We start from the raw sequence: 24,728 nt of genomic DNA on the forward strand, positions 1-24,728 counted from the left end.
AGTTTTTGCCGGTGTGGCGGAATAGGCAGACGCGCACGACTCAAAATCGTGTTCCGTAAGGAGTGCCGGTTCGACCCCGGCCACCGGTATCAAATGGTCGAGTTAAAGAAAATACACTCAAAAAAGAGTTCTCACATTTTGTGGGAACTCTTTTTCGATTCTTCATAAATAGCAAAAATAGTGTCTTAATACAGGAAACCTTTGATAATGTAGGATTTTTTCTTATTACGCAAACGGACCAGATTGTGGAACAATACCCTCAAAGAAATTTTAATATCTAAATTAAAATTTAGAAGAGTTTGTGTGTGGGGACTTATTCTATTGGAGGTTAGTTTAATAAGAAAGGTAATTTAACACAGGGTTAAATTACCCCGTGTTAAATTACTTCTGTTTATCTAACGCTAACTTTAACCCTTTTTGATAATATTGATTCTTCATTTCTTCAGGAACCATGCTACCACCAGTCCCCCAAATAATATGTGTACCCTTACTCATCTTTTCTGTTAAACTATGCTTCTGTAAATAATCGATGCCCTCTGTACATAATTTACTTGGTCCTATCATGCCTGCTAGTGCAGAAGGTTCTAAATGAAGCCCCTCTGTATCGACTAATTCTTTTAGCAACTTATACAACTGTTCATCACTAACCGTATAATTACCACTTAAAAAAGGCTCAATAGTTTTACCGACAAACCCAGATGGCTTTCCTACAGCAAGTCCATCCGCGTCTGTTACATTATCGATACCAAGATCTTGTACAGAAACTTTATCATGAAGTCCAGTCATTAAACCGAGTAACATGCATGGTGAGTGGGTAGGTTCTGCAAAGAAGCAGTGAACATGGTCTTGATACAATAATTTCAATCCAAAAGCTACGCCACCAGGGCCGCCACCTACTCCACATGGAAGGTAAACAAACAAAGGATGATTTTCATCAATTGTTATCTCTAGCTCTTCTAATTGTTTCTTCAATCGAGATGCAGCTACTGCATATCCTAAAAATAGGTCGTGAGAATTTTCATCATCCACAAAATAACATGTTGGATCACTATCTGCTTGGATTCGACCTTCCTCTACAGCTTTACTATAATCAGCTTCATATTCAATAACTTTGACATTTTTGCTTCTAAGCAAGTCTTTTTTCCACTGTTTTGCATCAGCTGACATATGAACAGAAACATTAAAACCTAACTTTGCACTGATGATGCCAATACTAAGTCCTAAATTTCCAGTAGAGCCTACTGCGATTGAATATTGTGAGAAGAAAGTTCGAAACCTATCACTATCTAAAAGCGAATAATCATCTTGAATCGTTAACAATTGATGTTGAAAAGCTAGTTCTTCTGCATGTTTGAGAATTTCATAAATCCCGCCTCTTGCTTTAATAGATCCTGATATAGGAAGGTGACTATCACATTTTAATAATAATTCGCCTAATATAGGCTGTTGATACTCCTGTTCTAAGGATTGCTTCATCGAAGGAATTCTTACTAAAGGAGATTCTATGATACCATTCGATTCTTTTGTTTCAGGGAAAACCTTGGCGATATATGGGGCAAAACGTTTCAACCTTTCTTCTGCATCTCTTACATCTTCTTGAGTAAGGGGGGATTTTTTAATTCCCGATTGAAATTTTTCGACGTTTGGATTGAGCCAAAATACTTCATCCATCGAAATGAGCTTATTTAGTAAAGGATATTGGTCTTTCCATGTTTGTAATTCCTGGATTTCAATCTCTTTCATTTGTATGATCCTCCTAATTATCTTGTAGCAAGTTATTTTATGAATTATAATTAAATAAACTTAAATACAGTTTAACACACACTTAACTATATGTTAATTAATATTAACTTTATTTAAATTAAATTTAACATATTATGAAGGAGTATCGATTATGGAAAATATAGATATTGGTAAGAAAGTTGAAAAATATAGAAAAGCTAAAGGATTGAGTAGTAGAGAGTTAGCAAAATTAGCTGATATTACACCTTCAATGCTAAGCCAAATTGAACGTGGATTGGCAAATCCTTCTATTCAAACCTTAAAGGTCTTAGCTAAAACCCTAAATGTTCCAACTTTTAGTTTTTTACTTGAAGAAACAATTACGGAGGATTTAATCGTTAGGTCCAGTAAGCGTAAGAAAATGATCGTTGATAATTTGTCTTATGAGTTATTATCGCCGGATTTTACGGGGAATTTAACAACAGCGATTATGAATGTACCTTCGAATACTTCTTCATCCGAAAATCTTCTAGAACATAAAGGAGAAGAAGTAGCATTTATTTTGGAAGGAAAAATTAAGGTGTATTTGGGTGAAGAAGAATATCTATTAGAAGCTGGTGATAGCGTGAAAATACCAGCAAATTTGAAACATAAATGGGAAAATAATTTTAGTCAAAAGGCAATTGTATTATTTTCAGTTACCCCGCCTGCGTTTTAATGAGAATAGGTTATTCTAGAGAATCATAGTTATCTTGAAAGGCTGAAGTTTTTTTGAGGGATGGGTTTTAATTTGAATCGAAGGGGAAGGGGGTATGGAACCGGCCATATTAATGAACCAGAAAGTACGGAAAGGGCTTCACTTCCTAATTTTTGGCTGGCGATTGTACCACTCGTACTTGTAATCTTATTCAATTATTTGTTTAGCCGTAGCGGAATTTCCGTTAAGAACTGGTACGATCAAACCGTATTAGCGGCCACAATTAATATAGCTAATGTTAGTACAGTTACTTCTTCTTGGTCATTGATTATTGCTTTAACAATTGGGGTACTGGCAGCGATGCTTTTAAATGTTAAACGGATTAAAGTAAAGCTGGCAAGCGGATTAACAGCTGCTGCAATGGGGTCATTGCTAGCTATTTTTAACACAGCATCTGAAGTTGGGTTTGGGAATGTAGTCAAAACATTACCTAGCTTTAAAGTAATTCAAGACTCAGTTTTCAATGCTAGTAGCAACCCACTCGTCTCTGAAGCGATTGCTGTAAACGTTCTTGCAGGTATTACCGGTTCTGCTTCTGGCGGATTGTCCATCGCTTTGGAAGTAATGGGAAGTCACTATTTGCAATTGGCACAAAATCTTGGCATTTCGCCTGAGATGCTACACAGGATTGCTTCCATGGCTTCCGGTGGAATGGATACACTTCCACATAATGGCGCAGTTATCACACTACTTGCCATCACAGGGCTAACATATCGTCAATCTTATCAAGATATTTTTGTCATTACGATTTTGAAAACAGCGGCCGCATTTATTCTTGCATTTTCAGTATCATTATTTAGCTAAAGAATACGAAAGAATGGGGATGGGAAAATGGGGAAAGTTCTATCATCATTAGACGAAGTCATTCAACAAATTGAGGATGGCGCGACAATCGTTGTTGGTGGCTTTGGCTTATGTGGAATTCCAGAAAAATTAATTACGAGTTTACGAGATAAGGGAGTAAAAGATTTAACAATAGTCAGCAATAATTGTGGTGTCGACGACTGGGGACTAGGTTTGCTTTTGGAAAATAAACAAATAAAAAAAATGGTCGCTTCTTATGTAGGCGAAAATAAATTGTTTGAACAACAATTTTTAAGCGGCGAACTTGAGGTAGAACTTGTTCCTCAAGGTACACTTGCTGAACGCCTACGAGCAGGAGGAGCAGGAATTCCCGCTTTTTATACAGCTACTGGGGTAGGGACAGAGGTCGCTAAAGGGAAAGAGCATAAAGAGTTTGATGGCAAAACATATATTATGGAAAAAGGAATTGTTGGCGATTTCGCGTTTGTGAAGGCGTGGAAAGCAGATCCATTTGGCAATCTTGTTTATCGGAAAACGGCTAGAAACTTTAATCCCGTAGTCGCCACAGCTGGGAAAGTGACAATCGCAGAGGTTGAAGAAATAGTTGGAATCGGTGAACTGAATCCGGATGAAGTTCATACGTCTGGCGTGTACGTTCAAAAAGTTTTCGTTGGTGAGAATTATGAGAAACGAATTGAAAGGCTTACAACAGCTAATGCATAAAGGGGAGGGGTTGTTATGACTGGAAGAAAACGTATTCTTGAACGTGCAGTTAAAGAATTACGAGATGGAATGTGTGTGAATTTAGGAATCGGGATGCCAACCTTAATAGCTAATATGATTCCGGAAGATGTCGATGTCATGTTGCAATCAGAAAATGGCTTACTGGGAATTGGTGCTTATCCGAAAGATATCGAAGTGGACCCAGATTTAATTAATGCCGGAAAAGAAACGGTCACAGCAAAAGCAGGTGCTTCCTATTTCGACAGCGCAGAATCGTTTTCGATGATTCGCGGTGGTCATATTGATCTTGCTATTCTTGGCGGGATGGAAGTTGCCGAGAATGGCGACTTGGCAAACTGGATGATCCCAGGGAAAATGGTAAAAGGAATGGGTGGCGCAATGGACTTAGTGCAGGGTGCTAAACGAATAGTCGTGATTATGGACCATGTGAATAAGCATGGAAAATCTAAAGTTAAGAAGGCTTGTACATTGCCACTAACCGGTCAAGGCGTCGTTCATTGCTTGATCACGGACTTAGCGGTGTTCCATTTCTCGGAATCAGGAATGGAATTGGTGGAGCTACAAAAAGGGGTTACCCTTGATGAAGTAAAAGCGAAAACGGAAGCGGATTTTGTGGTGAGTGAAACTCTTTCGGTAAATAATTAATCTGGAGTTTTAGCTTCATGATAGCAAAAGAGGGAGAAGCGAAGGCTTTTCTCTCTTTTGGATTTTTGTTAGAAAATATTACCGAACTTTCCGATAAGTTTTTGAATACCCAATACAAACTGATAATATTGTTTAAGAAAAACTTGTCTCATACATAAATTTCGTAAAAAAGAATGAAACTAGTCATTCATATTAGGACTCTTTTTTCTCTTTTCATCCTAGCCAAAGGTGTATATGATAGAGTTATACATAATTTGAACTAGGAGCTGTTGAAGTTGATTAAAGCGATCTTTTTTGATTTGGATGATACCCTTTTATGGGACCAAAAAAGTATAAGTGAAGCGTTTAAAGCTACTTGCGAGTTTGCTGTAGAGAAGTATGAAGTAGATGCTTTGCAATTAGAGGAAGCAGTGCGAGAAGAAGCGAGGAAGCTTTACGCATCGTATGAGACCTATTCTTTTACACAAATGATTGGCATTAACCCGTTTGAAGGATTGTGGGGAGATTTCGGTGATGAGGGGATCGAATTTGGCAAGATGAAGGAGTTTGCACCTGCTTACCGCCGAGATTCTTGGACTAGGGGCTTAAAGTCGCTTGGGATCAATGATGAAGAATTTGGTGCTGAATTAGCGGAACGCTTCCCCAAAGAGCGGAAAAAGCGGCCTTTTCTTTATGACGAAACGTTCCAGGTATTGGATGAGCTACATGATAAATATCGTTTATTATTGCTGACAAATGGTTCACCAGAATTACAAAATACGAAACTAGCTATTACACCTGAGCTTGCTCCATATTTTGACCATATTGTTATTTCGGGAGGATTCGGAAAAGGGAAGCCTGACGTATCCATTTTCGAACATGCATTAGAACGGATGGATGTGAGTAAGGATGAAGTCTTAATGGTTGGCGATAATTTAATGACAGACATCCTCGGAGCATCCCGCTTAGGCATTCAGTCCGTTTGGATTAATCGTCATGAGAAAGAACGAAATGAGGTTATTCCAACTTATGAGATTACACATTTAGAAGAGTTGTATCCCATTTTGCAGTCTTTGAAATAAAAGAATCAATTGCATGAAAAAGTTCTCCTATGGGGGACTTTTTCAATTTCACGAAAGCCCCGTAGAATTTTTTGAAAAAAGAGTTGCAAAAATCATGAAAGAAATATATAATTAATTTTATCGATAAGGAAACGCAAATTTCGACAAATTACATGCGGGTGTAGTTTAGTGGTAAAACCTCAGCCTTCCAAGCTGATGATGAGAGTTCGATTCTCTTCACCCGCTCCATACATAGCTACTAACGCAGTGTTTCGTTACATAGAGAACGAGGCATTGCGTTTTTTTATGTTTACCAAGGATTTGATCGCATTATGAGGTTAGGTCCTTTTTGAGTGGAAGTTATTTGACCTTTTCCAAATAGATAATACAACCTTGCTAATTTATATCGTGTGCAAAAGCATGACGTACATCCATTGACAAGAATATAAAAAAAGTGTAAATTTTAAACAACTACTTTGCATAATCAAGTAGTTACTTTTTTAGCAAGCTATCTTGCTTAATCAATTAGTGATTTTCCAAACAATTAAACGTAATTGGCGTAGTTTTTTTCTGATCACTATCTTGTTTAACCAAATAGATATTGAAGGATGGTGTATATGTCGATAAGAAGTCAATTATTAAAAGGGATTTTAGATGGATGTGTATTGGCAGTGATCGAGAAAGAGACTGCTTATGGGTATGAACTTTCACAAAAACTGCAAAATATTGGGTTAAAGGATGTAAGTGAAGGGACGATTTATCCTGTTTTACTAAGACTTCAAAAGAATGGATTAATTAGAGGAGAGATGAGACCATCTGATTTTGGACCTAATCGAAAATATTATTTTTTAACTTCTGCTGGACAGGAAGCTTTATCCACCATTATTGAGGAGTGGAAACAAATATCTGATCCAGTGAATGAATTATTAAAAGGAAGGTGAGTAAGGAATGGAGGCAAGAAATATGTTATCAGCTAAAAGTGAAACCTTTATTGATAATCTAAGACTTTATCTTATGACTTCAGGAAAAAATGAAAGTGAGATAAAAGAATTGATAGAGGAATTAAGGGGTCATCTCATTGAAACACAAAAAAACGGAAGAATTATCGATGAAATCATTGATGGTACCCCAGAACAATATATGGTTTCATTAAAAAGAGAAATGAAAACTGATTATAAAAGTCTTATAAAAAATCTGCCGTTCTATTTTACAGGAGTCATTGCTTACTTAATAATGGGGCCTGCCATTAAAGGAGAATTTGAACTAAATATGGTTCAAGTTATTGGGTTTCCCATTTTCGCCGTGATCGGACTTCTTGTTTACGTGTTCTTTTTACAACAGTCAGGGAAAAAGCAATTCTCAAACAAAAAGTTTTTCCTTGTAGGAATTATTGCAAGTTCAAGTGTGACTGCACTTTTTATCATTCTATTGGTGGGAAGTGGACTTATTGTCGAACCTTTCTACAAAGGGAGCACGACAATCAACTGGATCGTCGTGGTCATCTGCACTTGTATTTTTGTTTCTTGCGCTATCTGGAGCAAAGTATGGTTTCCTATTTGGATACCAGCGATATTATTCATCCCAGATTTCCTTTACCGTTTTTCAAATTTAACGGATGAAACGATTCTCATTATTGGTTTTGTATCCATTATTCTTATCTTTGTTTTAATGATTTTAAGTCTTGTCATAACAGAAAGATATAGGGTAAAAGTCTAATGGTTGTCCTCCATAGTCAGTACCAACTATAGACTGGGATTATATTAGTTCTTTTCAATAGGATTTATAGTTTGATGTGTAACTTGTAATGGTTTGTTCAAATCTCAATCCTTCGAAGGAATAGAAACTGGATCGATTGGATGAGAATGAATGGTGTATAGTAACTTAACTTCTTATTTGTAAGCTCTAAAATTTCGTCAGTTCCATCAATTCTAAACGGTACATGCATATGTAGCCGTTCATATTAGCAGAAACGGGGTAGTAAAATGAAAGCATTAATCTTTGAGTCGTTTGGTGGTCCAGAGGTATTACACTATAAAGAGATATCAGACCCATCCATTAAGAAAGGGGAAATATTGGTGCGAATGAAGGCGATAGGATTGAACTTCGCTGATGTTTACAGAAGGAAGGGGAATTATCATTTAGCAGGTCTGCCACCCTATATTTTAGGCTATGAAGGTTCTGGTATTGTCGAAGAGGTAGGTGTGGGGATTACCGATATTAAAGTTGGTGACCGAATTGCATTTGCGGATGTGCCGTTTGCCAATGCAGAATTGGTTGCTGTTCCTGTTGAAAAAGCCATTTTGTTACCAGATGCTATTTCTTTTGAAACGGCATCAAGTGTTTTACTTCAAGGGTTAACGGCTCATTATTTAACAAAGGATAGTTTTGAAGTCAAAGCAGGAAACTCTGTTCTTGTTCACGCGGCAGCAGGAGGTGTCGGACAACTACTTGTTCAGATCGCTAAACTGCTTGGCGGGCAGGTTATTGGATTAACCTCTTCAACAATAAAGGCGGAGGCAGCGTATTTAGCTGGGGCGGATCATGTATTCCTATATGATGAAAAATGGTATGAAAAAGTAAAAGAAGTGACAAATGGTCGAGGAGTGGACGTCGTTTATGAGTCCGTGGGTTCGACTTTAGGAGACAGTTTTGAAGCAACAAAAATCGGTGGTACGATTGTGTTTTATGGCATGGCAGGTGGCGATCCTGCTCCAGTTGATCCACGTATGCTGATGGATACTTCAAAAACCCTAACTGGTGGAGACCTTTGGAATGTTCTAACTTCTTATGAAGAAAGGAATACACGCTCAGGACAATTATTTAACTGGATTATCGATGGAAAACTAGTACTGAAAGAACCGACTACATTCGCTTTAAAGGATGGCGCAAAAGCACATAAATTACTGGAAAGCCGAAAAAGCACAGGGAAAATCTTATTGATTCCATAAAAATCATGAGAGTTTATTGATCCTAAAAACTTTCTTTATGAGTAATCGCGCCTTTTGTATGATTTAGTTATGGGATTGCAGCATCAGCTTTTTTAAATACCTCAGTACAAAAACACCGTCCGATGATTTGGACGGTGTTTAGAGTCTTCAAAATTACTCTAACTGTAAGGAAGAGGGTCTATTTAACGATTGTATAAACCCCTTCACCGCCATGAACTTGTAGAAACATCTTCATTAATGATTGTGTCAGCTTATCTGCCTCATCTAGTGAAGTGGAGGGCTTTAGATAAATGATTTGTAGGGCAGAAGTCGTTGTTTCCGTTACCTTGGTACGCTCTGAATCAACGAAAGGACTGCCGAAAGGTCCATTTTTGTCGGCTGATGTAATCATATCTTTCATGGAATTCCTGCGACCATTTAACCCATCGTATTGATCGGTTTCTGCGCCAATTTTTAGCGTGACATCTCCCTCTATTTGGTCGAGGGTATATATACCAATTGGCACCTCGTATTGTAGAGAAAAGAAATTGTTTAAGTCGATGGCGGAATGGATAGGCTGTATGTAATTTTGTTTGCTTATTCGGCGATACAGGGCTTCAACAGACGGTCGGTAGCGTGATGGGTTTGTTCCAGTTGCTTTGAATGTTTGACGCCATTCTGTAATTCCAGAAAGATCACTTAATTCTTTGTCTTGAAGATCAAAGAAGATCGATTCCTGAAATAGCTGGAGCCTGCCTTTGACCATTTGCGGCGAGTCACCTACTACAATATTGTTATAAAAAATAATACCCGCTTTAAAATTAGGAATTTTATCACGAAGTATGGAGTCAATCTGAACTTCCAAACCTTTCACCTCCAAAAATGGTTGGATATAGTTTATCATAGATGAGAAGGGTTTAAGAAGGAGTATGCTCCTTTTAGTTAGTTGATAGGAGTGAATGATGTGGATATAGATGCATTTAAGCAAGAAGTGATTCAATATAGTAAGGAAATTGGCATAGATAAGATTGGTTTTACAACGGCTTCAACGTTTCAGGAAATGAAGAATTTACTTATTCGCCAGCAGGAATTAAATTACCAATCGGGCTTTGAAGAGCCAGATATCAATAAAAGAGTGGATCCAACGTTGATTTTCAATGAACCGAGATCGATTATTTCGATTGCGCTTGCTTATCCTTCGAAAATGAAGAATGCACCGCAGAGTAAGAAAGGTGAACGTCGTGGGATTTTTTGCCGAGCTTCATGGGGACAGGATTATCATGTTGTTCTACGTAAGAAACTACAACTACTTGAAGATTTTATTAAGGAAAAAGTACCAGGAGCCATGGCGAAATCAATGGTTGATACTGGTGAACTAGTTGACAGAGCCGTTGCAGAGCGTGCTGGGATTGGTTGGAGTGGAAAGAACTGTGCAATTATCACTCCTGAATTTGGTTCGTATGTTTATTTAGGGGATATGATTACAAACATCCCTTTTGCACCAGATCAACCGATTGAGGATCAATGTGGCACATGTAATAAATGTGTGGACGTATGTCCGACAGGTGCACTCGTTCAAGGAGGACAGCTGAATGCGAAGCGTTGTATTGCATTTTTGACGCAAACAAAAGGATTTTTACCAGATGAATTCCGGACAAAAATCGGCAATCGGTTGTATGGTTGTGATACATGTCAGACTGTTTGTCCGAAAAATAAAGGCATGGATTTTCACTTTCATGAAGAAATGGAGCCTGATCCAGAGTTGGCTAAGCCGTTATTGAAGCCGCTCCTTACAATTTCAAACCGCGAGTTTAAGGAGAAATATGGCTCCGCATCAGGATCTTGGCGAGGCAAAAAGCCGATTCAACGAAATGCTATTTTAGCGTTAGCTCATTTTAAAGATGAGACTGCACTGCCAGATTTGATAGCCGTTATGAAAGAAGATCCACGACCTGTCATACGCGGGACAGCTGCATGGGCAATTGGTAAAATCGGTGGGGATGAGACGGTACCCTTGCTTAAAGAAGCACGTGAAAAAGAGACGGACGAAGAAGTACTAGCAGAAATTGATAAAGGTCTTCGTTTTAGTACGATAACTGAGTAATGGAGGTTCGACCTTTCGTGAGGAATTGCGGGGGTCAGCCTTTTTTTGTGTTTTTACTGAAGTTTTATACATATATCTTATCATATGGGTTTATTCCTATTTCAAATGTGTAAGAACATCAGGGAAATTATAGAGGTAAAATAGTAGATAAATCCCTGATTCATTCATTCATCTGTATAAACCACGTTTTTCGGGTTAAGATCCCAACTGATGGAAGTTTCACTTTAAGAGGAGGGATTCGTTTGAAACTTCAGCTAAAAGCGATTGTGCAGAAGCGGATTGAACAATATATTGGAAAGTCGCGTGAAGAGGTAGAAGGAAAACTCTTACGTAAACAAAACTTATTTAAACAACGGGAAGCAGAAATTGTCCATGTTAAGGCAACTGGCCAAGTGCTATCTAGGCATGAGAAGCAGAATGAAACCGAATTAGATTATCAGCTCCATCTTCAATATTTTATTAAACAGGGAGACACTTTCTTCATTGAAGAAGAAACAGAAGATAGGAGAGTTACGTTTCAAGATGGAAGAGTGGTCAGTGATTATGAAAATGAAAGAATATATGGTCAGAATCGGGAAGAACGCGAAATCGATGTCGTTGTAGAAAGAATGGATTATACGTACGATCGCTTGAAGGCCGTAAAATATGCAGAAAGATGGTGGAATGATTTCAATCCAGCTTATCCTAAGTTTACGGATGATTGTTCAAGTTTTATCTCACAATGCCTTCATGCTGGAGGAATTCCGATGTGGGGAAGTCCGAATCGAAATAAGGGATGGTGGATGTCAGGAAAGAGTTGGAGCTTTAGCTGGACAGTTGCGAATGCATTGCAGCAGCTACTTGCAGGAGGAAAGGGAATTAGGACAAAGCAAGTTCGTTCGGCTGAACAATTAAATGTGGGGGATATTATTTGCATTGATTTTGAAGGAGACGGCCGATTTAATCATTCGTTGATGGTGACGGCTAAGGATGAATACGGAATGCCGCTTGTGAATGCCCATACCACAAATAGTCGACATCGTTATTGGACTTATGAAGATTCAAGCGCCTATACGCCCAATATTGTTTACAAGTTTTACAAAATCCTTGATGGAAGCTGATGATGAGGCACAAGGTACATTTAGTGATATAATATGGATTGAAGTTTATACTAGAGGTGAACAGAACGTGGCAATACATGTCGTTTTATATCAACCAGAAATTCCGGCGAATACCGGAAATATCGCAAGAACCTGCGCGGCAACTGATACGAAGTTGCATTTAATTCGTCCGCTTGGATTTTCCACAGACGATAAAGCTTTGAAAAGGGCCGGACTAGATTATTGGCATCATGTTGATATTCAATATTATGATTCTTTGGATGAGTTTTTTGAACAAAATGAGGGCGGCGATTTCTATTATCTGTCCAAATTTGGAGAAAAACCACATACTAGCTTTGATTACAGCAATCAAGAGCGTGAAATTTATTTCTTGTTTGGCCGAGAGACAACCGGGTTACCTAAGGATTTAATCCAACAGCAAAAAGACCGCTGTCTTCGTATTCCGATGACTGGAAATGTTCGCTCATTGAACCTTTCTAACACGGCTGCCATTCTCGTTTATGAAGCGTTAAGACAGCAAAATTACCGGGAGCTCGATTTGAAGCTAGAAGATTGACTTAAAAGTACATGTTCAAAAAGGAGGATAAAAGAGCGGGAAAGTTGTGCGAGCGCATCTCGAGAACCCTTCGCGTATGTAGTAATGCGTGAGGATCAGAGACAGAGCTTTGGTGCAATTCGCAAGCTTTTTTACCGGACTTGTTGAACATCATTTAAAAGGGCCGGTTTAAAAGCTGAGCCCTTTTTTACTAAGCTCTGTTAGATGAAGCTGTTGATTATTGGCTCATTTTTCTCTTGCCGATGAAACGGTGGTTTCACATGCTTCAAATAAAAATTATTTTATCATCGATTTGGGTGAATAAAGCTTTACCAAATGAACTTACATGAGGGTGAATAGGGTATGAATGAAATTATTGCAAAGATAATGGATCATCGTTCCATTCGATCATTTCAAGACAAGCTATTAACGTCCGAACAGATTGAAGCAATTGTCCAATCTGCCAAAGCAGCTTCTACTTCAAGCTTTGTACAAGCGTATTCGATTATCGGGATTACGGATCCTGTGAAAAAAGCGGCGTTGGCAGAACTTTCCGGTCCGCAGTCTTATGTGGAACATAATGGACACCTATTTATATTTTGTGCAGATTTGCATCGCCTTGAGATTGTAGCGGAAATGGAAGAAATGGATTTATCTGTGCCGTTAGAAAGTACGGAAAAATTCATGGTTGCGACCATTGATGCTGCACTTGCCGCCCAAAATGCTGCTTTAGCTGCGGAATCGATGGAACTTGGTATTTGCTATATTGGCGGCATTCGCAATCATTTACCTGAAGTAATAAAGCTTCTCAATATTCCATCCAAAGTCATCCCATTATTCGGTATGGCTGTCGGGTATCCAATGGGGAAAAGTGAAAAAAAGCCACGTCTACCCATTGAAAATGTGTATCATGAAAATGAGTATCAGCCTGATAAAGAGGAATTTATTGCTCAATTGGAGAATTATAATGATACGATTTCCGGGTATTACCGAAAACGGACGAATGCCGTTCGGAAAGATACATGGACAAGACAAATGGTCGGGATGATTACGAAAAAAAGCAGAATGTATATGAAGGATTTTATAGAACGTCAAGGCTTGAACAAACGATAAAGAAAAACTTTCATCAGGGGGTTATTATTTTTTGTAAGCGGGATAAATATGAGCTACCCGTACAAATGTAACGAAACCTTTTTTTAAATAGTGTTTTGAGTAGAGCCATACACATTTATGAATCGTTCTATTTTCTGTGTTCAGAATGAGGCGATGAAGATGAAATAGTTGACATAGAAATCGAAGACAAAGCCGTAGCGATCATTCTAAAAAAGGATGTCCCATATGAGACATCCTTTTTTAGAATGATCGCTACATTTTAAGTAAAACACTTATTAATTCTACCCCATTTAAACTTTGCCACGTGTTTTCTCTTACTTTTTCACAAATGGTTTGTCATTGTATCCAGCTGTGAAAATTGCGACTAAAAATGTCACCATGACCGCAAGAACAATTACCGTTCCCATTATGTACCCCCCTCTAAACCGAATTCTTCCAATATTGCGTATAAAGGTAGTATACCCCAATTTTTCAACGTTGTGAACGTTAATGGAGGGAATTTTTTGAATAGTACATGGGGCGTTTCCGAATTGCTTTTTCATTTCGTCTGAACTTTTGTACATGTTTGTCAGATTCGGTGCATAGATTAAAGTATTCATCTCTGATAGGTAACAAGGGGAGGTTGCTAAAGATGGACATTTTAGGAAAGATTGCGAGATTTAGAGAAGAAGAGCACAAGTTGAAATGGGAAGGCACCTTCGCGGAATATTTGGAGATTGTCAAAGAACAATCATGGGTTGCGCAATCTGCACATTCACGTGTATATAACATGATCAGAGATGCTGGTATAGAAGAAGTTAATGGAACACGGAAGTATAATTTTTTTAGTGGTCAATTATTTGGATTAGAGGAGTCGCTTGAACGCCTTGTAGAAGAGTATTTCCATCCGGCTGCAAAACGATTAGATGTGAGAAAAAGGATTTTACTCCTGATGGGACCGGTATCGGGGGGGAAATCGACGCTCGTTTCAGCACTGAAGCGAGGATTAGAATCGTATTCACTTAAAGATACAGGTGCTATTTATGCAATAAAAGGCTGTCCAATGCATGAAGATCCACTTCATTTAATTCCACAAAATTTACGCCAAGACTTCTTTGATGAATATGGTATTCGCATTGAAGGGAATTTGTCTCCACTGAATTTAATGAGGCTTGAGCAGGAGTATGGAAATAGAATTGAAGATGTGATCGTTGAGCGGGTATTCCTTTCCGAAGATAAACGGGTAGGCATTGGAACATTCAGTCCATCTGACCCGAAATCTCAAGATATTGCTGACTTAACAGGAAGCATTGATTTCTCGACGATTGCCGAGTTTGGATCGGAGTCTGATCCACGTGCATACCGATTTGATGGTGAGTTAAATAAAGCAAACCGAGGGATGATGGAATTTCAAGAAATGCTGAAGTGTGATGAGAAATTTCTCTGGCATTTACTTTCGCTTACACAGGAAGGGAATTTTAAAGCAGGTAGATTTGCACTGATTTCTGCTGATGAACTCATTGTAGCCCATACAAATGAAACCGAGTACAAATCATTCATTTCAAATAAGAAAAATGAAGCCCTGCATTCACGAATCATCGTTATGCCAATTCCATACAATTTAAAAGTAACAGAAGAAGAAAAGATTTATGAAAAGATGATTAACGAAAGCGATGTCCATAATGTTCATATCGCGCCACATACATTAAAAGTAGCAGCGATGTTCAGTATTCTGACCAGGATGAAGGATCCGAAAAAAGGAGATATCGATTTAATTAAGAAAATGCGTCTCTATGATGGTGAAAACGTGGAAGGCTTCAATTCAGCGGATATTAATGAGCTGAAAAAAGAGCATCAGGATGAAGGGATGAGCGGAATTGACCCACGATATGTGATCAACCGCATTTCTTCGACGATTATTCGCAAAGAAAACCCATCGATCAATGCACTTGATGTACTTCGTTCTTTGAAAGAGGGGCTTGACCAACATCCTTCGATTACAGCTGAGCTACGTGAAAGATATTTAAATTTTATTTCACTTGCCCGCAAGGAATATGACGCGATTGCGAAAAATGAAGTTCAAAAAGCATTCGTGTATTCATATGAAGAATCGGCGAAAACATTAATGGATAATTATCTCGATAATGTCGAAGCATACTGCAATAAATCGAGACTGCGCGATCCATTAACTGGTGAAGAGATTTCTCCAGATGAAAAGTTGATGCGTTCGATTGAAGAACAAATTGGAATTTCAGAAAATGCGAAGAAGGCGTTCCGTGAAGAAATTTTAATTCGAATTTCGGCTTACGCTAGAAAAGGAAAACGGTTTGACTATAATTCACATGACCGTCTGCGTGAAGCCATTCAAAAGAAACTATTTGCTGATTTAAAAGATGTTGTCAAAATTACAACATCTTCGAAAACACCAGATGAGAGCCAATTGAAGAAAGTGAATGAAGTAGTGGCAAGGCTAATCGAAGAGCATGGCTACAATTCTACATCTGCAAATGAATTGCTCCAGTATGTTGGCAGTCTATTGAATCGATAATTTATAGAAGGGGTCTGACTTCAGTTTGAGAGGTCAGATCCCTTTTTGCTTCGGACAAGTCATACTATTCAATTATGTTAAATGAACTTTATATTTAGAAGCTTGTACAGTTTAAAGGTATTTACCTATTTTAAAAATTTTTTTGTAAATTATTGCGTGTCCTTGCATAGGATAGAGTAATACAATCTTTTACGAAAATAATTTGCAAAGTCTATGGAGTTTCACTTTATAGTATTAGGGTTATAAAGATTTCCGCACTACCGTATCATATGCAAGGAGATAAAGGATGGTTCGAGAATTTATTAGAAATAAGAAGACTAATTCATAGAATATTGGTGTATAGCACGATACACGATCATGATTGCGATGATTGTACGGACTTCGATATTTGCAAAAAGAGTGTGGCAGAAGTAGACAAAGTTTCATAAAGTCGCCTGTGTGTCATCGGCCAGAGATCACAAGTTAATCTGTCAAGAAAATCATAAAGTGATCTTTATACCTGCTCATATTGTTCTTGTCGCCGATAAGCAGGCGCATTATGCTTTGCTATTAAGGGGGGAAAGTGTATGACGAAAGAGAATAATCATCAGTTTGCAATTTCACAGGAGGATTGGTCCCTCCACCGAAAAGGTTTTGATGATCAACAAAGACATCAGGAAAAGGTGCAAGAAGCGATCAAGAATAATCTTCCGGATTTAATTTCTGAGGAAAGTATTATCATGTCTAATGGAAAAGACGTCGTGAAAATCCCCATTCGTTCATTGGATGAATATAAGATCCGTTATAACTATGATAAAAATAAGCATGTAGGTCAAGGTGATGGAGAAAGTCGAGTTGGAGATGTAGTGGCAAGAGATGGCTCATCGGAAAAAGGACCAGGTAAAGGTCAGGGAGCAGGGGACTCGGCAGGAGAGGATTATTATGAGGCGGAAGTAACCATGCTTGAAATTGAAGAGGCATTGTTTAGTCAGCTAGAACTTCCAAATTTACAGCGCAAAGAAAGGGATGATAACACAGTAGAGGATATTGAATTTAATGATATTAGAAAAACGGGTTTGATGGGAAATATCGATAAGAAAAAAACGATGATCTCTGCATTTAAACGAAATGCCTTAAGTGGTGATCCAGGTTTTCATCCGATTTATAAAGAAGACTATAAATTTAAAACCTGGAATGAAATCGAAAAGCCGGACTCTAAAGCAGTCGTTTTAGCGATGATGGATACGTCAGGAAGTATGGGACTCTGGGAAAAGTATATGGCTCGTAGCTTCTTCTTCTGGATGAATCGCTTTCTCCGGACGAAATATGAATCTGTTGAAATAGAATTTATTGCTCACCATACAGAAGCCAAGGTCGTTTCAGAAGAAGATTTCTTTTCAAAAGGAGAAAGCGGTGGTACGATTTGCTCATCCGTCTATCGCAAAGCTTTAGAGCTCGTTGACACAAAATACGCCCCTGATAGATTCAATATCTACCCATTTCATTTCTCAGACGGTGACAATCTTACCTCTGATAACGCCCGCTGTGTAAAACTCGTCGAAGAACTCATGAAGGTATCTAATATGTTCGGTTATGGAGAGGTCAACCAATACAATCGCCACTCAACTCTTATGACAGCCTACAAAAATATAAGCAACGAAAAGTTTCGCCATTATATTTTAAAACAAAAATCTGATGTTTTTCACGCGATGAAGAGCTTTTTTAAAAATGAAGAAACGCAAATACATGCTTAATTAGGGCAAACGCAGAACAAGATTTCTTGGTCTGCGTTTATTTGTTATGATGGGGTGGAGTATAAAAATTTAAAGAATACACAGTATGCCATGTATTGGGCAAGAATGAGAAATGGGTGAAAAAGATTGAACGATTCACATACAGATTTTCAAATTTCTTTGCAAAATATCGAATTTCTTGCACCTAGAGTAAACAAAGGAATTAAGATCATCCTTGTTATAAATGGTGAATTAAAAATTGAAACCAATAGTCGTTTTTATCATTTGGAAGAAAAAGACTTGCTTGTTATTAATCGCAATCAGCTTTATCAGGTCCAAGGAAGTGAAAGTAATAGCACGCTTTCCTTAACTATCTCGGATGCCTTTATGGATCATCATTACGCGGAGTATCGGAATCGTCGATTTGAATGTTATTCTCGAGAAATCGATATGGGAAGAGATGACATGATTCAATCCATTCGAAGGTTGCTTGCAAATGTGATGGTCAGCCATTATAGACAAGAAGAAAGCTATAAGATCGAGATTCATGGAAATATCATGCAAATACTTCTGATCCTCATCCGTCGTTTCAAAGAAGAGGGGAGTGTCTTTGAAAGGGCAGATACGGACAACTTACGATTATCCAAGATGATTGACTATATGGAAAAGAATTATGAGCAGATGATTACTTTAGAAAAGGTAGCTGAGAAATTTTATCTTTCTACGAGCTATCTATCCCGCTATTTTAAACAAAAAATGGGGATGGGGTTCAGCCGTTTTTTAATGAATATCAGGCTTAAACATAGCATGAAGGATTTACTATATACGTCTGATTCCATTTCGCAAATTGCCATGAACAATGGATTTCCCAATTCTAAGTCTTTCTCTAGCCTTTTTAAAGAAGTATACGAAATAACCCCTCATGCTTATCGGGAAAAACATGGGATACAAACAGAAGATTCTGTTCAAAGCTATAGCATTGAGGATGCTGCGATGCTGATTCGTTCACCAGAAATAGTTGCGAATTTAAGCAGTCTGCTGATGGAAGATCAAAAGTCGTATTCTCACACTGAGACACGTTTTGATAAGCTGTCAATCAACTTGTCCAAGCCGTTATCGTTGAAATTAAATTGTCCAGATCACATTCTTAATATTGGAGAAATCGTCGAATTATTAAAGGAAGATGTTCAATCTCAAGTACTGGCAGTGAAACAAGATTTACAGCTTCGGTATATTGGAGTTCATCATCTACTCAGCCGCACAGTGATTCCTCCAGAGGTAGAAACAGATGAAGCGATTGCGACGACCTCTCCATATTTTAATATTGATCGTGCACTAGAATTTCTAAAAAAGTATGATTTGGCTCTATTCGTACGGATTGATTATAAGGATATTTCAAGGAATGAAGATCGTTATTTTACTAAGCTCACTCAATTCATGAGGCATTGTTTGCAAATATACGGAGAAGAGTTTGTTAAACACTGGCATGTTATGTTTTATGAGTCGTATTCTACAGGTGTCGAAGCGAAAGAGCTTCAAAGAATCTATCTAAAATTACACGGAGTACTGAAAAAGTATATTGGGTCGATTCGTGTTGGGGTCTATATGCCGTTTTCTTTCCACAAAGAAAAAACAAGTGATCATCATATATGGCAATTAGGATGCAGTGAGTACATAGATTTTATCGGCTACAGTGCGAACCAAAATGAATTTATTGACTTTGAAGAAATGGTAGATGACTCGTTCCAATTAGCGAAGGATTATATTAAAGAAAAAACAAGTAAGGTGAAGCGGTATTTAAAGAAAAACCATTTAGAAAAACCGCTTCATCTCGTATCATGGAATACATTGTCTGGGAATACCCGATTTACAAACGGCACTTTTTTTCGGGGAGCTTTAGTCTTAAAAAACGTTTTGGATATCGCGAATGACGTGGAATCGGTCGGATTCTGGATTAACACAGAAGTCCATGAAGAGGGGGGGAGGGATCAGCGTTTTCGAATGGACGGCTTAGAATTATTCCATTATTTTAACGGAAAGCGTCCTGCTTATTTTGCCATGATGTTCTTAAAACGTCTTCATGGCGAAGTTGTGGCACGCGGTTCAGATTACGTGATGACGCAAAATGAGCGAGGTTTTCAATTGGTATTGATGAATTGTACAATTGTTAATCCTTATTTCTCACTCGAAGAGACAATCCTTCAAAAACTTAATAAAGATATTCGCATTACTATTTCTGGATTACAAACTGGCGAATATCAAATACGTAAACAAGTGTTTGACAAAGAACATGGAGCTTTATATACGAAATGGTGGAACTTAAACAGTAACCATGGAATGGATGCCGAAATTATTGATTATATCATCAATTCCAGCCGTCCTTCTTTGGAATTATTTGATGAAACGATTGATGGAAATTGGTCATTTTATTCCTACTTGACGAGCAACGCAATTCACTTTTTTGATATTCGAAAAACGTATCAATAAATAAAAGGATCAGACCACCAGCAAAAGAATATGGGGTCTGATCCTTTTTTGCTTTTAAAAAACATCTTTAATTAATAGATGGTAAAAAATCAACCCTCTTTTTTTTACCTGATTCGAGACGAGGTTTAATATTTCACTCCAAATGGTATGAAACAACATAAGGATTGACTCTACTGATTTATCTATATTTTTTATAATGAATGTAGAGAAAATAAACATAAGGTTCCTGTTAAGATTTGTTCTAATAGATTATTTCCACAAATTAAAGCTATTATGGATATTATTTCTATTGTGAAAACTTTACCCTATGCAAATGATAGAGGTAAGTAATCATTTAATCTTTAGACAATCTGATAGAAATCTAATCAAAACATCAGGAGGTTCACCATGGAAACAAATTATAAAGGCACAAATAAATTGATTATTGGTATTGTTTTCGGGGTTATCACGTTTTGGCTGTTTGCTCAATCAATGGTCAATGTCGTTCCGGCCGTTCAATCAGATTTAGGGATTTCACTTGGAACAATAAACATAGCCATTAGTTTATCTGCCTTGTTCTCAGGCATGTTTATCGTTGCTGCTGGTGGCTTTGCAGATAAGATTGGACGTAAAAAAATCACGTATGTAGGGTTAATTTTAAGCGTTATCGGCTCCTTGCTGATTGTTATAACACAAGGAGCAGCATTGTTGATTATCGGACGTATACTTATAGGGATTTCAGCAGCATGTATTATGCCAGCAACAATTGCGTTAGTAAAAGATTATTATGAGGGGGCTGATCGACAACGAGCCCTCAGTTACTGGTCCATCGGTTCTTGGGGTGGCTCAGGTGTTTGTTCACTTGCTGGTGGAGCAATAGCAACATATATGGGCTGGCGATGGATTTTCATCTTTTCTATTATCTTCGCACTTCTTGCGATGTGGCTTATAAAAGATACTCCAGAAAGTAAAGCAGAATCCACAGGTGCTTTTAAATTTGACTATTCTGGATTAGGTATTTTTATTATTACGATGCTTGCTTTAAACTTGTTTATTACTCGCGGTGCGGATTGGGGCTGGACAAGCGCTTTAACTTTAATTTGTGCAGTGGTCGCAATCATAGGGATCATTGTATTCGTTAAGGTGGAATTAAAGAAATCGATTGCATTGATTGACTTCTCTTTATTTAAAAATAAACCATACGCAGGAGCCACATATTCCAACTTCTTGTTAAATGCAATTGCTGGAACACTTGTTGTAGCGAATACGTATGTTCAAGTCGCTCGCGGATTTACGGCCTTTCAATCAGGCATGTTATCAATCGGTTATTTAGTAGCAGTGCTTGCGATGATTCGTGTCGGTGAGAAAATTTTACAAAAATCAGGCGCAAAGTCTCCAATGATTTGGGGGGCTTTAATAACTACAATTGGTGTAGCTCTGATGGGATTAACATTCTTACCCGGTATTACCTATACAGTTGTCGTATTTATTGGGTTTGCTTTGTTCGGTCTTGGACTTGGAATTTATGCAACGCCATCTACAGATACATCTGTATCTAATTCACCTTCTGATAAAGTTGGGGCAGCGGCTGGGGTTTACAAAATGGCAAGTTCACTCGGTTCGGCGTTCGGCGTTGCGATTTCTGCGTCTGTTTACGGTGCCATTGCGGCTACTAGTAGTGTTGAATTAGCTGCAACAGGAGGGATAATTGTCAACGTAATCTTCGGTATACTTTCCATCATCTCGATTATTTTTATGGTTCCTAGTGATGCTGGAAAAACATCCAATGAGCCATCACCTCGATCAAGAAAAAATACTGGTCAACCACATCCTAGTCATTAAAGAAACACGTTGGGGAGAAGTCTTCTCTCCTAATATTTCACTTGGAACATCGAGTGGGGGAAGATTAATTCATTGAGAGGAAATACAGGAAACTGTCTAATCTTAACTTATAAATGAGGTAGATATAATGCGAAGTGAATTAATGGATTTGTTAGAAGCGCGTAAAGATGAAATGATTCAAATTCGTCGATATCTACATGAAAACCCCGAATTATCTTTTCAGGAAGAAAAGACAGCACAATATATTGTTGATTTTTATAAGGGCAAAGATGTGGATATTCAAACGAATGTCGGCAATGGGTATGGAATTATCGTAACGATTAAAGGTGGCAAACCGGGAAAAACAATTGGATTACGGGCAGACTTTGATGCGCTGCCCATTGTTGAGGAAACGGATGTTCCGTTTAAATCGAAAAACGAAGGAGTCATGCATGCATGTGGGCATGATGGACATACGGCATATTTATTAGTGTTAGCCGATTGTTTAATTCAACTAAAAGATTCTCTTACAGGTATGATTAAAATCATACACCAACATGCGGAAGAGGTTCCACCAGGTGGAGCCAAGAGCATTGTTGAATCTGGCTTGCTTGATGACTTGGATGCGGTATATGGAATTCACTTGTTCCCAACAAGTCCAGCGGGTAGTGTAGGCTACCGTAGTGGCTATGCAATGGCAGGAAGAACATATTTCAAATTAGGGGTTCAAGGAGTGGGGGGACATGGTTCCTCGCCTCATTTAGCTAATGATGCCATTGTGGCCGCTGCCCATTTTGTAACAGCTGTTCAAACGGTGATCAGCCGTCGATTAAATCCATTTGAGGTCGGTGTTATTACGATCGGATCTTTTGACGGAAAAGGTACTTTTAATGTGATTAAAGATCGTGTTGAACTTGAAGGCGACGTTCGTTATATGACGAAGGAAACGCAAACTTTGATCGATCAAGAAATCCATCGAATAGTGAAAGGAATTGAAGCTGAATTTGATGTGAAATGTGAGCTCATATATACTGCGGATTATCCGCCATTATACAATGATCCTGAACGGACAGCTGAAGTTGTGAAAAGTCTTGAAAGCTTGAAAAAAGATGATCCGGATATTAAAAACGTTTATGAGTTCGACATGCTGTCTGGATCCGAAGACTTTGCTTACTATTTGGAAAAATTTCCTGGCGCATTTTTCTATATTGGCTGTAAACCTAAAGGGGTAGAGAAAGCCTATTTCAATCATCATCCAAAATTCGATATCGATGAAGATGCCCTTCTTGTAGCGGCAAAAGCAGTCGCTCAAGTAGTTTGCAGTTATTCCGATATAGAATAAGGTATCAAGTTTAATTGGATAATAATGGATTAACCTCGTTTTTGTAATAAAAGTGGTCATGATTAGGGAGGGAACTATTGTGAGAAAACAGTTAATGGAAATGTTAGAAGCACGAGAAGAGGAAATCATTCAAATTCGCCGCTATTTACATGAAAATCCGGAGTTGTCTTTTAAAGAAGAGAAAACAGCTCAATATATTGCTGATTTTTACAAAGGAAAAGATGTTGAAATTCAAACAAATGTAGGTAATGGTTATGGCATTATTGTAACGATTAAAGGTGGAAAACCAGGAAAAACAATTGGTTTACGAGCAGATTTTGATGCATTGCCAATCGTAGAAGAAACAGATGTCCCTTTTAAATCGAAACATGAAGGGGTTATGCATGCATGTGGTCATGATGGACATACAGCATATTTATTAGTGTTAGCTGATTGTTTGATTCAATTAAAAGAATCAATTCCAGGAACGATTAAAATTATTCATCAACATGCGGAAGAGGTTCCACCAGGTGGAGCAAAGAGTATTGTTGAGTCTGGTTTAATCGACGACTTAGATGCTGTTTACGGCATTCATTTGTTACCAATGGGTCCAGCAGGAGTTGTGGGGTATCATGCAGGATTTTCATTCAATGGAAGAGCGTATTTCAAATTAAAAGTTCAAGGGATAGGCGGACACGGTTCGTCGCCTCATCTGGCTAATGATGCGATTGTTGCTGGTTCATACTTTGTTACTGCCATTCAAACGATTATTAGTCGCCGGTTAAATCCTTTTGAAGTCGGCGTTATTACAATTGGTTCATTTGATGGAAAAGGTACTTTTAACGTCATTAAAGACAGTGTTGAACTTGAAGGTGATATCCGTTATATGGCTTTAGAAACAAAGGAAAAGATTGAAAAAGAAGTTCGTCGTCTTGTTAAAGGCCTAGAAGAAGAGTTCGGCGTGACTTGTGAGCTAACATATGAACCGGATTATCCGCCTTTATACAATAACCCTGAACTTACAGAACAGGTTGCAGCAAGTCTAAGAAGTATGAATGATAAAGATATTAAAGAAGTGAAGGAATTTCCGGCATTACCGCCATCCGAAGACTTTGCCTACTATGCAGAAAAATTCCCTGCTTGCTTCTTTTACATCGCATGTTCTCCAAAAGGTGTAGAAGAACCTTACTTCAATCATCATCCAAAATTTGATATTGACGAAGATGCCCTTCTTGTAGCGGCAAAAGCAGTAGGACAAGTTGTATGCAGCTACTATGAAGTAGACTAACACAAAAAGTATATGACTTCGTTATTCAAATTTTTTCCTAAAATGAGAGCTTAGTGTTTTTACATCCCTTTTATTCGAATGAAACCTTATTGCATTCCTCGT

General features: G+C 38.0%; 19 protein-coding genes, 2 tRNA genes and 1 pseudogene. 20 read left to right on the top strand and 2 right to left on the bottom strand.

Annotated elements, in window-relative coordinates:
* Positions 1-7: 7 nt before the first annotated feature.
* Positions 8-89: transfer RNA gene (locus JNUCC23_RS05420), tRNA-Leu, on the top strand.
* A 292-nt stretch (positions 90-381) separates the two neighbouring features.
* On the opposite strand, the gene JNUCC23_RS05425 is transcribed toward JNUCC23_RS05420, so the two are convergent.
* Positions 382-1,743, bottom strand: coding sequence for a D-serine ammonia-lyase (locus JNUCC23_RS05425; RefSeq protein WP_454214695.1), 1,362 nt, complete (start codon positions 1,741-1,743; stop codon positions 382-384).
* A 151-nt stretch (positions 1,744-1,894) separates the two neighbouring features.
* On the opposite strand from JNUCC23_RS05425, the gene JNUCC23_RS05430 reads away from it, so the two are divergent.
* The 9 genes and pseudogenes from JNUCC23_RS05430 to JNUCC23_RS05470 all read left to right on the top strand — a co-directional run bounded on the left by JNUCC23_RS05430 (position 1,895) and on the right by JNUCC23_RS05470 (position 8,660).
* On the top strand, positions 1,895-2,440 hold the full coding sequence (locus JNUCC23_RS05430; protein WP_454214697.1) for a helix-turn-helix domain-containing protein: 546 nt from the start codon (positions 1,895-1,897) through the stop codon (positions 2,438-2,440).
* Positions 2,441-2,524: 84 nt separating this feature from the next.
* A pseudogene (locus tag JNUCC23_RS05435) lies at positions 2,525-3,283 on the top strand (GntP family permease); the annotation flags it as partial.
* Positions 3,284-3,310: 27 nt separating this feature from the next.
* On the top strand, positions 3,311-4,006 hold the full coding sequence (locus JNUCC23_RS05440) for a CoA transferase subunit A (protein ID WP_062182869.1): 696 nt from the start codon (positions 3,311-3,313) through the stop codon (positions 4,004-4,006).
* 15 nt (positions 4,007-4,021) lie between these two features.
* On the top strand, positions 4,022-4,672 hold the full coding sequence (locus JNUCC23_RS05445; RefSeq protein ID WP_454214699.1) for a 3-oxoacid CoA-transferase subunit B: 651 nt from the start codon (positions 4,022-4,024) through the stop codon (positions 4,670-4,672).
* A gap of 275 nt (positions 4,673-4,947) precedes the next feature.
* Entirely contained in the window at positions 4,948-5,733 is a 786-nt protein-coding gene (locus JNUCC23_RS05450; protein WP_403072234.1) for an HAD family hydrolase, read from the top strand.
* A 154-nt stretch (positions 5,734-5,887) separates the two neighbouring features.
* Positions 5,888-5,961, top strand: a tRNA-Gly gene (locus tag JNUCC23_RS05455).
* Positions 5,962-6,329: 368 nt separating this feature from the next.
* Positions 6,330-6,653, top strand: a complete 324-nt coding sequence (locus tag JNUCC23_RS05460) for a PadR family transcriptional regulator (protein WP_403072237.1) — start codon at positions 6,330-6,332, stop codon at positions 6,651-6,653.
* Between the two features lie 7 nt (positions 6,654-6,660).
* Entirely contained in the window at positions 6,661-7,428 is a 768-nt protein-coding gene (locus JNUCC23_RS05465) for an HAAS domain-containing protein (protein ID WP_454214702.1), read from the top strand.
* Positions 7,429-7,694: 266 nt separating this feature from the next.
* Positions 7,695-8,660, top strand: a complete 966-nt coding sequence (locus JNUCC23_RS05470; protein ID WP_403072243.1) for a quinone oxidoreductase family protein — start codon at positions 7,695-7,697, stop codon at positions 8,658-8,660.
* 178 nt (positions 8,661-8,838) lie between these two features.
* Here JNUCC23_RS05470 and JNUCC23_RS05475 read toward each other — a convergent pair whose 3' ends face one another.
* Positions 8,839-9,504 (bottom strand): B3/B4 domain-containing protein, encoded by a 666-nt coding sequence (locus tag JNUCC23_RS05475; protein WP_403072246.1) that lies wholly within the window; start codon positions 9,502-9,504, stop codon positions 8,839-8,841.
* Between the two features lie 99 nt (positions 9,505-9,603).
* Between JNUCC23_RS05475 and queG the strand changes: the two genes are divergently transcribed.
* The 10 genes from queG (at position 9,604) to JNUCC23_RS05525 (ending at position 24,626) form a co-directional block, all read left to right on the top strand.
* Positions 9,604-10,743, top strand: a complete 1,140-nt coding sequence (gene queG / locus JNUCC23_RS05480) for a tRNA epoxyqueuosine(34) reductase QueG (protein ID WP_062182853.1) — start codon at positions 9,604-9,606, stop codon at positions 10,741-10,743.
* Positions 10,744-10,985: 242 nt separating this feature from the next.
* Positions 10,986-11,843, top strand: a complete 858-nt coding sequence (locus tag JNUCC23_RS05485) for an amidase domain-containing protein (protein ID WP_454214705.1) — start codon at positions 10,986-10,988, stop codon at positions 11,841-11,843.
* A gap of 67 nt (positions 11,844-11,910) precedes the next feature.
* Entirely contained in the window at positions 11,911-12,399 is a 489-nt protein-coding gene (gene trmL, locus JNUCC23_RS05490) for a tRNA (uridine(34)/cytosine(34)/5-carboxymethylaminomethyluridine(34)-2'-O)-methyltransferase TrmL (protein ID WP_403073954.1), read from the top strand.
* A gap of 342 nt (positions 12,400-12,741) precedes the next feature.
* Positions 12,742-13,491 (top strand): oxygen-insensitive NADPH nitroreductase, encoded by a 750-nt coding sequence (gene nfsA, locus JNUCC23_RS05495; protein ID WP_062182844.1) that lies wholly within the window; start codon positions 12,742-12,744, stop codon positions 13,489-13,491.
* Positions 13,492-14,122: 631 nt separating this feature from the next.
* On the top strand, positions 14,123-16,018 hold the full coding sequence (locus tag JNUCC23_RS05500; protein WP_062182841.1) for a PrkA family serine protein kinase: 1,896 nt from the start codon (positions 14,123-14,125) through the stop codon (positions 16,016-16,018).
* A 566-nt stretch (positions 16,019-16,584) separates the two neighbouring features.
* On the top strand, positions 16,585-17,751 hold the full coding sequence (yhbH, locus tag JNUCC23_RS05505) for a sporulation protein YhbH (RefSeq protein WP_403072255.1): 1,167 nt from the start codon (positions 16,585-16,587) through the stop codon (positions 17,749-17,751).
* A 126-nt stretch (positions 17,752-17,877) separates the two neighbouring features.
* Positions 17,878-20,217 (top strand): helix-turn-helix domain-containing protein, encoded by a 2,340-nt coding sequence (locus JNUCC23_RS05510; RefSeq protein WP_454214708.1) that lies wholly within the window; start codon positions 17,878-17,880, stop codon positions 20,215-20,217.
* Positions 20,218-20,604: 387 nt separating this feature from the next.
* Positions 20,605-22,038, top strand: coding sequence for an MFS transporter (locus tag JNUCC23_RS05515; RefSeq protein WP_403072261.1), 1,434 nt, complete (start codon positions 20,605-20,607; stop codon positions 22,036-22,038).
* Positions 22,039-22,165: 127 nt separating this feature from the next.
* Positions 22,166-23,359: an amidohydrolase gene (locus JNUCC23_RS05520; RefSeq protein WP_454214710.1), complete on the top strand. Its 1,194-nt coding sequence runs from the start codon at positions 22,166-22,168 to the stop codon at positions 23,357-23,359.
* 79 nt (positions 23,360-23,438) lie between these two features.
* Positions 23,439-24,626 carry an amidohydrolase gene (locus JNUCC23_RS05525; RefSeq protein WP_403072267.1) on the top strand — a complete coding sequence of 396 codons (1,188 nt, stop codon included), beginning with the start codon at positions 23,439-23,441 and terminating at the stop codon, positions 24,624-24,626.
* Positions 24,627-24,728 lie beyond the last annotated feature (102 nt).

The sequence above is a fragment of the Peribacillus sp. JNUCC 23 genome (assembly GCF_053653995.1).

Coding starts and splice junctions, on each gene's coding strand:
- JNUCC23_RS05425 (WP_454214695.1), bottom strand. CDS start 1,743: ATGAAAGAGATTGAAATCCAGGAATTACAAACATGGAAAGACCAATAT.
- JNUCC23_RS05430 (WP_454214697.1), top strand. CDS start 1,895: ATGGAAAATATAGATATTGGTAAGAAAGTTGAAAAATATAGAAAAGCT.
- JNUCC23_RS05440 (WP_062182869.1), top strand. CDS start 3,311: ATGGGGAAAGTTCTATCATCATTAGACGAAGTCATTCAACAAATTGAG.
- JNUCC23_RS05445 (WP_454214699.1), top strand. CDS start 4,022: ATGACTGGAAGAAAACGTATTCTTGAACGTGCAGTTAAAGAATTACGA.
- JNUCC23_RS05460 (WP_403072237.1), top strand. CDS start 6,330: ATGTCGATAAGAAGTCAATTATTAAAAGGGATTTTAGATGGATGTGTA.
- JNUCC23_RS05465 (WP_454214702.1), top strand. CDS start 6,661: ATGGAGGCAAGAAATATGTTATCAGCTAAAAGTGAAACCTTTATTGAT.
- JNUCC23_RS05470 (WP_403072243.1), top strand. CDS start 7,695: ATGAAAGCATTAATCTTTGAGTCGTTTGGTGGTCCAGAGGTATTACAC.
- nfsA (WP_062182844.1), top strand. CDS start 12,742: ATGAATGAAATTATTGCAAAGATAATGGATCATCGTTCCATTCGATCA.
- JNUCC23_RS05500 (WP_062182841.1), top strand. CDS start 14,123: ATGGACATTTTAGGAAAGATTGCGAGATTTAGAGAAGAAGAGCACAAG.
- yhbH (WP_403072255.1), top strand. CDS start 16,585: ATGACGAAAGAGAATAATCATCAGTTTGCAATTTCACAGGAGGATTGG.
- JNUCC23_RS05515 (WP_403072261.1), top strand. CDS start 20,605: ATGGAAACAAATTATAAAGGCACAAATAAATTGATTATTGGTATTGTT.
- JNUCC23_RS05520 (WP_454214710.1), top strand. CDS start 22,166: ATGCGAAGTGAATTAATGGATTTGTTAGAAGCGCGTAAAGATGAAATG.